At 64.5% G+C, this 1,478-nt stretch carries 1 protein-coding gene; it reads right to left on the bottom strand.

Annotation, left to right across the window (positions count from 1 at the left end; translation table 11 throughout):
- Positions 1-170: 170 nt before the first annotated feature.
- Positions 171-1,361, bottom strand: a complete 1,191-nt coding sequence (locus AC5RWT_RS37335; protein WP_494084609.1) for a cytochrome P450 — start codon at positions 1,359-1,361, stop codon at positions 171-173.
- Positions 1,362-1,478: the final 117 nt, after the last annotated feature.

Genomic DNA, 1,478 nt, shown 5'->3' on the forward strand with positions numbered 1-1,478 from the left:
TTGACGCCGTTGGTGACGGCGGCGCGCATGAGCGAGGTGCCGGGGTCGACGTCGAGCACGTCAACGTTGCCGTCGGAGTGGTGGAAGCTGATCTTTGCCATGGAACTGTCCTTGCTGTGGGCGTAGGGGTGGGGCGGTTGGGGAAGGGAAGGAAGCGGGGAAAGCCGGCTTCAGCCCCAGAGGACGGGCATTTTGGTCATGCCGCGGAAAACCCAGCCGGCATCGACCGGGGGATGGTCCGGGTCCAGCCGGAGATTCGGCAGTTCGCGGAACACCTGCGGCATGGCGATTTGGGCAACCGAGGCCCGTGCCACCCAGGCGCCGGCGCAGAAGTGGTTGCCGCCCCCGAAAGCCAGATGGGGCTTCTTCTCCCGGTTGATGTTGAACGATTCCGGATCCTCGAAGACCGCCGGATCACGATTGGCTGCACCGACGACAATACCCAGCCGGGCACCGGCGGGCAGGTGCACGCCCTCCAGGACGGTTTCGCGGGTGGTTTCCCGCGGGTACATGCCGATCGGCGCCACCCAACGTATGGATTCCTCGAAGGCCCGGGCATACAGCGTCTCGTCGGCCAGCACCTGGGCCAGTTGGTCCGGGTTGTCCAGCAGCGCCCACACCGTGGTTCCCAGCACGTCGCGCGGTTCGTTCAGGCCGCCACCGATGGTCATCTTCATGTTTGCCCGGATGGCTTCCAGCGGGATGGGCATGGAAGTGAGCCCGGACAACAGGCTGGCATCCGGGTTCTGGCGCAGGTAGGGCAGGATTTCGTCGATCGCGTCGTCGACTTCGTTGTAGGACTTTTCCGACTTGGCCCAGACTTCGGGATCGTCGGCGTAGTTGCCGGTGCCGTCGATCATGGTCTGCGACCAGCGCTGCAGGTCTTCCTGGGTGGCGTTGTGGAAGCCCATGACCTGGCGCAGGTTTTCCGCGGCGTAGGGAGCGGCGTACTCCCACACGAAGTCAGCACCAGGGCCCGCTGCCTTCAGCTGCGCCAGATACTTGTCGCTGTTGGCCTGGAAGATGGCGTTCCAGTGTTCTTTGATCGCCTTGGGGCGCAGCACATTCCCGTAGGTCTTCCGGTCCACGTCGTGCTCCGGGTCGTCCTTGCGCAGCATGGAGTGGCCCATGGCGCGCTTCATGAGCGAGTTCGTCTCGTTGGCGGAAAAGCGCTCCTGGTCCTGCTCGATCACGTGGCAGGCCTGGTAGCTGGTGACCATGTACCGGTTGACCGCGGGCACCCAGTGCACCGGGGATTCGGCGCGGAGCTTCTGGTAGATCGGATACGGGTTCCGGTGGAGCTCAGGAATGGTGACCCAGTCCGCGGTGGGGACCGGTCTGGCTTCGGTAGCGGCGCTCATCATCGCTCTCCTTGTAGTAGTTGGCCCGTGCAGGAGTCCCGGTTCCTGTCCGGCGGTCTGGCACCGGCGCCCGGCGTGAGTTGTGTCTCGTTCGAGTGTGACAGCAGACATAACCCC

It is taken from the genome of Arthrobacter sp. Dra40 (assembly GCF_059091905.1).

Bases quoted from the DNA above. Each gene is read 5' to 3' on its own strand.
- AC5RWT_RS37335 (WP_494084609.1), bottom strand. From the start codon at position 1,361: ATGAGCGCCGCTACCGAAGCCAGACCGGTCCCCACCGCGGACTGGGTC.